We start from the raw sequence: 6,837 nt of genomic DNA on the forward strand, positions 1-6,837 counted from the left end.
GCCCCTCAGCCCGCACCGAAGGAGCGGATCCTGCACGGGCTGCACTGGTCACGCTGGCGCCGCTACCACCAGGCCCTCGCCCGCGCCTGTCACCGACGACGCAACCGCAGCCGCTCAGCCGCACCCGGCACCCCACGACCCCCGCCGAACAGAGCCGAGCAAACTACAGCGACGGTACTGATCTACGACTGAAGGGATAGGCGGGGCCGTTGGTGACAACTACCGAGCCTCGGCACAAGTGTTGAGCCGGTGGTCCCTCTCGTGGACGCTTGTGGGGTGAACGAGGGCGGCGCATACATGCTGAGAGAACTCCAGTCGCTGGATGCCACGGTGCGCGCGGACGTCCTGCGCGTGCTGGACTGCGTCGTCCGGGGCCTCCCTGCCCACTGGCAGCGCCGCAGGGGAGTACCGCAGCTCATGGTGTTCCTCGACGGCCCAGAGAACGTGCGGATGGAGAAGATCAGCCTGCGGGAGCTGTCCGGGCACGGGTATCTCGACGAGTTCAGCCGCTGGGCCAACAGCGTCCCGGCATCGAAAGCCAGGGAGCACGGCTGTGCCGCTTTGGTCCACGGGAACCGTATCCACGCGAGGATCAACCGCATCGGCCCCATCGGATCGGGCTGGCACTCTCCCGACACCTTCGTCTGCGTCCGCACCGTGCACCGGGATGTGCGAATGAGCCCATCTTTTTCGCTCAACTTCGACGTCGAAGGCCTGTTCTTCCCGCGGCTTGTGTTTCACAAGTGGGTGTTCGACACCATCGCCCGCGCCCGTGGGCAGGCAGGTAGCGCACCCATGGGAAGGTTGCCGGCAGTACGTCCATGATGAGCGTGCGGCCCTCGGGCGTGCGCATCATCTCCACGAACATGCGGCTGGTCGCGCCCAGGACCGTGCTGTCCTGCTCGGCGCGCGCGGCCGTGGTCAGCACCAGGTCCTCGTCGTCATGGCGCCGGAGCCTTATCCGCCGGGCGCCCCTCAAGAAATGGGAGGAGGTGCGGCTTCGGGTCGCAGGTGGTGGAGTCCGGCGCAGCGCCACCCAGCCGTGTTCCGCGTCTGAGACGGACCAGCACATGGGGGGCGGCGTCGCGGGGCTGGGTGCGCACATCTGCGGGCCCGGCCGGGTCATGGCCGGCCGGGCCCGGGCGGGAGGAGTCCCGCCGCCTCAGTGTGCTGCTATTGAGGTCAGAAGTTCAGCTTCCAGCTGTCGATGAAGCCGCTGTCGCCGCGGAACATGTCCTGGACCTTGAGCCTCCAGGTGCCGTTGGCGGTCTTCTTGGAGGCGTTCACGGTGTAGGTGGCGAGCACGTCGTCGGCCGAGTCGTTGATGTTGGAATCCTTCAGGCGGTACAGCGTGCCGTCAGGGGCCACCAGGTCGATGACCAGGTCACCGCGCCAGGTGTGCTTGATGTTCACGTCGACCTTGAGGGCACTCGGTGCCTTGCCGGCGATCCCGGTGACGTTGACGTCCGAGTAGACCGCGGCGCCCCCGTCGGGGATGGCGACGTCGGTGGTGTTCTCGAAGGTCTTGATCACGCTGACGACGTTCCAGGTGAACGTCGCGGTGGAGGAGGCGTTGGTCGAGTCCGTGACTGTGACCGTGACCGTGCTGGTGCCCAGCTTGGTGGGGGTGCCGGAGATCAGGCCGGTGGAGGCGTCGAGCGACAGGCCGGCCGGCAGGCCGGTGGCCGTGTAGGTCAGCGCGCCCGGGTTGGTGCTGGTGGCCTGGATCTGCAGGCTCGCGGACTTGTTGACCAGCGTGGTCTGAAGGCCAGGGTCGGTGACCGTCACGCCCTGGACGATGCGGGGGCCGACGTTGATGGCGGCCCAGGCGTTGGCGGTGTTGTTGTAGGTGTCGCTGCCGAGCCCGTACAGGTCGGCGGCCGCCTGCAGGGTGGCGGTGCGGGCGGCGGCGTAGTTGGTGGAGGAGGTCATGTAGGTCGACAGTGCGCGGTACCAGATCTTAGCGGCGGCGTCGCGGCCGATCGCGGTGACGGGCAGGCCGTCGGAGGTCGGGCTGTTGTAGCTCACGCCGTTGACGACCTTGGCGCCGCTGCCCTCGGAGGCCAGGTAGAACCAGTGGTTGGCCGGGCCGGAGGAGTAGTGGACGTCGATGCTGCCGATGCCGGAGTACCAGGCGTCCTTGGACGTGCCGTCCTTGCTCGGCTGGTCCATGTAGCGAAGCGGGGTGCCGTTGCCGTTGATGTCGATCTTCTCGCCGACCAGGTAGTCACCCGGGTCGGTCGCGGAGTTCACGTAGAACTCGACGGCCGCGGCCATGATGTCCGAGGTCGCCTCGTTGAGGCCGCCGGACTCGCCGCTGTAGATCAGGCCGGCGGTGTTGGAGGTGACGCCGTGGCTCATCTCGTGGGCGGCCACGTCGAGGGAGGTGAGCGGCTTGGTGTTGCCGGAGCCGTCGCCGTAGGTCATGCAGAAGCAGGAGTCGGACCAGAAGGCGTTGACGTAGGAGTTGCCGTAGTGCACGCGGGAGTAGGCGCCGACGCCGTCGTTCCTGATGCCGTTGCGGCCGTGGACGTTCTTGTAGTAGTCCCACGTGGCCTGGGCGCCGAACGCGGCGTCAACACCGGCGGTCTGACGGTCGCTCGGCAGGCCGTTGCCCCAGACGTCGTCCGCGTCGGTGAACAGCGTGCCAGTGCCGGAGCTGCCGCCGTTCAGGTCGTACGTCTTGTGGCCGCCGCGGGTGCCGTCGGTCATCTCGTAGGTCGAGCCCGACAGCGTGGTGCCGAGGGTGACCTGCCCGTTGTACTGGCCGGTGCCGGTGCCGGTCTCGATGCCCTGGTACTCGAACAGTTTGGCACCGGTGGTGGCGTCGGTGATGACGTGCAGCTCGGACGGGGTGCCGTCGTGCTGCACGCCGCCGATCACGGACTCCCAGGCCAGCACGGGCTTGCCGGAGGCGGCCCAGACGACCTTGCGGACGGTGCCGGCCTTCGGGGCGGTGGCGCCCTTGGCCTTGGCGCGGTCGAGCGCGAAGGTCTTCGCCGAGTCGGCGCTCTTCACGGCGGTGGTCGATGCGACCTTCACCGTCGCCTTGGTCGCCTTGCTGACGCTCTTGACGGCGCCGTTCGCCGCCGCGTGGACGACGAGGTCGCCGCCGAGGACCGGCAGGCCCGCGAAGGTCCGCTCGTAGCGGGTGTGCACTGTGCCGTCGGCGTCCTTCAGGACGGACTTCACCAGCAGTTGTTCCTGGCCGCCCAGGCCCAAGGTCTTGGCGGTGGCGGCGACGGTGGCCTGCGCGTCGGCGAGCAGCGTGGCGCGCTCGCTCGCGCTGAGCTGGACCTGCAGCGCGCCGGCCCGGACCTTCGCCTTGGGCGCGTCGGCCTGGGTGCCGGCGGTGGCGGGCGTGGGGAGCGCAACGGCGATCATCGCGGCGGCCGCTATGAGCGCGCTCGCGGCAACAGCTTTGCGGGGGGTCGTTCTCACTCGGAACTCCTTCTGCGGCGACCGGGGTTGCGGCCGGTGACAGCCCGGGCAGGGGGTACTGCCCGAGTAGAGCTGGTGGTGCGGTGAGGAGGACATGACCGCAGCGGTGCGAGATCCCTGTGGGGAACGTCCAGCCCCGCGCGGCCGGAGAAGAGTCTGCCATTATCAACCTGTACATGTCACGTCCTTGATGGTGTCGGGTTCCTGACATCCGGATTCCGACAGCCCGGGTGATTTCCTCCGGTCCTGGCCGTCGCGCACGGTGGTGCCGCGGCAGTACTCCGGCACTGCCGGATCTTCCGCACCGCCTGGCCCACCTTCACGTCGGCGCTGCGCCGACCGGCCTCCGGATCCGGTCCGTCAGGATCCGTGCCGTCTCGTCGAGTTCGTCATCGACGCCCGCGCCCGAATCGGCTGCACCGCACCGATCGGCTCGGCCGGCGAAGACCGGATCCGGCGCCTGACCGCCGCACTGCCGCCGGCGAGGACACCTTCCACGGCCTCATCGAAGTACTCCACGACCTCGTCAACCGTCCCCGCATGCGGCGATATCACAGCCGCAGCGGCTGCGGCTGGCATCGCGCCCAGCAGCTACCACAGGGTCTTCTCCCGCAAGGACCCCGCCCCGGGGCGGGGTCCTTGCGGTTCACAGGGGCGGGGCGTAGCCACGGGTGCGGACGAGGTCGTGGGTGAGCTCGGTGAAGGCGCGGGTGGCGGCGCTTTGGTAGGCGCCCTCGCGGTGCAGGAGGGTGACGGTGCGGGTGGGCAGGGGCGGGTCGAGGGGGACGGGGGTGAGGTGGGGGTGGTCGTGAGTGATGGCGTCAGGCAGGACGGTGGCGAGCGGAGTGCGCTGGACGATTTCGGTGAGGGCCTGGATGGAGTTGGCCTCGATCGTGACGCGGGGGGCAGTCCGGTCGCGGGTGAAGTAGGTGTCGTTGTGGCTTCGGGTGGCGAAGTCTCCGCTGAGAAGGGCGAGTTGCCCGTCCTTGAGGGCGCGGACCGGTAGGGGCGCTGTCACGTTGTTGAGTGAGTACGTGTCTGCCTGTGTGTCGGGGCGTGGCGGGGGCCGGGTTCCGGGCCGGTGTTCAGACCGCGGTGGGCAGGCCGGTGGCGCCGGTGATGTGGTCCCAGATGGCGAAGCGGATGGTCATCTCGGCCCGGTAGTCGTATGCGGTCATCAGGTGGCGGCGGGGCCGGAAATGAGGTGAGATGCCGCTGAACGCCGACAGGAACCGCTGCGTCCCGCCGACGGAGCGGAAGCCCTTCATCCGCGCGTTCGCGTTGCCGGGTGGGCTGATAGCTGTTCTCCGCCCGGTTGTTCAGACCCTTGTGGGATCGGTGCTCCACCGAGGGCATGACCTCGCGGTGAGCGGCGCCGTAGGAGCGCAGCTTGTCGGTGACGACCACCCGGGGCACCGTACGGGTCTTCTTCAGGCGGCGGAAGAACCGCCTGGCCGCGGCGGTGTCCCGGCAGTTCTGCACGAGGATGTCCAGTACCGTTCCGTCCTGGTCGACGGCCCGCCACAGGTACTTCTGCTCTCCGTTGATCCTGACGAAGACCTCGTCCAGATGCCATGTGTCACAGGGACGGGGCTGCCTGCGGCGCAGCGCGCTGGCGTAGCTCTGCCCGAACTTGGCACACCAGCGGCGGACCGTCTCGTACGAGACGACGACGCCGCGCTGCAGCATCAGCTCCTCCACCTCACGCAATGACAGCGGGAACCGGAAGTACAGCCACACGCAGTGGGAGATCACCTCGACCGGGTACCGGTGCCCCTTGTACGACGGCGACCCGTCCCCCACGAACAACCCCCTCCACCATGATCAACCCGAAGATCATCTCACCCCGTCAGCCAACGTGACAGCGCCCGAACGCCCGATGAAAGGCTTCCGCAGCGTGGGCGCCGCGCAGCGGTTCCTGTCCGCGTTCACCGGCATCTCACCCCACTTCCGGCCCCCGCCGCCACCTGATGACCGGCACCCAACACCGCGCCGAAATGACCGTCCGCTTCACCATCCGGGAGCAGATCACCGGCGTCACCGGCCTGCCCACCGTGGTCTGAACACCGGCCCGGAACCCGGCCCCACCACACCTCAACACATCGTCAGACACCCACACACCCAACAACGTGACAACGGCCCGCCGCTTCCTCCACCGCCGCCAGCGCCAGCCCCCACATCGTCCGCGGCTACTTCCACGCCCGCCACGTCCGCTACACAATCCAGTAGGAAACCAAATCGTTTCGGCTCAATATCGCCTGAAGGTTACTGCCAGGCGACGGCCACGACGGCTGCCGCCGCTGTGAACGCTCCCACGGCATAGAAGGCCCACGGTTGCTTGTTGCGCATGCCCACCAGCGCTGTCACCGCCACCAGGACGTCCAAGGCCAGTTTCACCCCCATCTTCGCGTGATCCACTGGCAGATCCAGCGATATTCGGGTCCAGATGAGTCCCGCACCGGTGACCAGCTGGACGACCGTGCTGCTCACCATGTAACTGCCAGTCACCGGGTCCTTCCCCCGCAGTTGGAAGAAGAGGCCACCCAGGATCGCGGCGAACCCGAAGAGGTGGAAGACGAGGAACACATACCGAAGGATCTCCATGCCGGTGATCATTCCATGGAGATAGAACAAATTGACGATCTTTACGCGGGAACTCGACCACGTCCGCATCACCCTCGCGACCGCCACCGCCGCGGCCGACGATCTCGGCGAGTGCGCGGGCAAGAGCCCCGTCGACCGAGCCAAACAAGGCATCACACGTTCACAGTTGACTGATGGACAGGGAATTCCTCTGGTTACCCATCCCGCGCCGGCCAACACCCGCGACCACGCTCTGCTACCCGCTACCCTCGACCGCTTCGTCGACCTTCAAGCATCCCTGGGGCCGCTACCCGCTAGCCCGCGGCTGATCCTGGACGCAGGCTACGACTACAGCATGGTCCACCAGGACCTGCCGGCGAGAGGGATCACTGGGCAGATCGCCAAGCGCGGCGCGAAGACTCCCATCCAGGCCGGCGGGCGCTGGGTGGTTGAACGCACGAACTCGTGGATGAACAACTTCGGCAAGCTCCGCCGTTGCACCGAGCGACGAAAAGCTCCGGTCGAGTTCTTCATCGCCCTGGCCAGCGCCATCATCACCATCCGCTGCCTCATCCGACGTGCCTGGTCCCTCTACCGCTGGGATACCCGCCCTCGAAGCCCCCGTATCCGATGACCTGCTGGTGGAAGCCCTGCTAGAATGCTGGTCGTCACGTAAGCCTTCTCGGTACGGATTCCGATCCGCCGGGGAGGCTTTTTTCGGCTCTTCGGTCGCTTCCGTGGGCGGGGTTATGCGGTTTGACGGCTTGGTAGGTGGGGGCGGTGTCCGCCGAGGGTGAGCATGGCGAGGGCGAT

The 6,837-nt window shown here is 67.6% G+C and carries 3 protein-coding genes and 5 pseudogenes; 4 read left to right on the forward strand and 4 right to left on the reverse strand.

The features are described 5' to 3' along the window. The first annotated feature begins 276 nt into the window (after positions 1 to 276). Positions 277 to 825: a hypothetical protein gene (locus ACIBB8_RS37205; protein ID WP_398959766.1), complete on the forward strand. Its 549-nt coding sequence runs from the start codon at positions 277 to 279 to the stop codon at positions 823 to 825. A 357-nt stretch (positions 826 to 1,182) separates the two neighbouring features. Here the strand turns inward: ACIBB8_RS37205 and ACIBB8_RS37210 are convergent, their stop codons facing one another. Next, positions 1,183 to 3,441 carry a M4 family metallopeptidase gene (locus ACIBB8_RS37210; protein WP_398959768.1) on the reverse strand — a complete coding sequence of 753 codons (2,259 nt, stop codon included), beginning with the start codon at positions 3,439 to 3,441 and terminating at the stop codon, positions 1,183 to 1,185. A gap of 385 nt (positions 3,442 to 3,826) precedes the next feature. On the opposite strand from ACIBB8_RS37210, the pseudogene ACIBB8_RS37215 reads away from it, so the two are divergent. Then, a pseudogene (locus ACIBB8_RS37215) lies at positions 3,827 to 3,922 on the forward strand (XRE family transcriptional regulator); the annotation flags it as partial. Positions 3,923 to 4,087: 165 nt separating this feature from the next. Here ACIBB8_RS37215 and ACIBB8_RS37220 read toward each other — a convergent pair. Both ACIBB8_RS37220 and ACIBB8_RS37225 read right to left on the reverse strand, forming a co-directional pair. Next, positions 4,088 to 4,450 (reverse strand): annotated as a pseudogene (locus ACIBB8_RS37220) (LysR substrate-binding domain-containing protein); the annotation flags it as partial. A 76-nt stretch (positions 4,451 to 4,526) separates the two neighbouring features. Beyond that, positions 4,527 to 5,244: pseudogene (locus tag ACIBB8_RS37225) on the reverse strand (IS6 family transposase). A 67-nt stretch (positions 5,245 to 5,311) separates the two neighbouring features. On the opposite strand from ACIBB8_RS37225, the pseudogene ACIBB8_RS37230 reads away from it, so the two are divergent. Beyond that, a pseudogene (locus ACIBB8_RS37230) lies at positions 5,312 to 5,504 on the forward strand (IS6 family transposase); the annotation flags it as partial. Between the two features lie 202 nt (positions 5,505 to 5,706). Here ACIBB8_RS37230 and ACIBB8_RS37235 read toward each other — a convergent pair. After that, a complete protein-coding gene (locus ACIBB8_RS37235; RefSeq protein ID WP_398959770.1) occupies positions 5,707 to 6,045 on the reverse strand; it encodes a hypothetical protein in 339 nt (112 codons plus the stop codon). Between the two features lie 49 nt (positions 6,046 to 6,094). On the opposite strand from ACIBB8_RS37235, the pseudogene ACIBB8_RS37240 reads away from it, so the two are divergent. Beyond that, a pseudogene (locus ACIBB8_RS37240) lies at positions 6,095 to 6,658 on the forward strand (transposase); the annotation flags it as partial. Between the last annotated feature and the right edge of the window lie 179 nt (positions 6,659 to 6,837).

Origin of the sequence: Streptomyces sp. NPDC051286, assembly GCF_044455345.1 — a bacterium.
Lineage (GTDB): Bacteria > Actinomycetota > Actinomycetes > Streptomycetales > Streptomycetaceae > Streptomyces.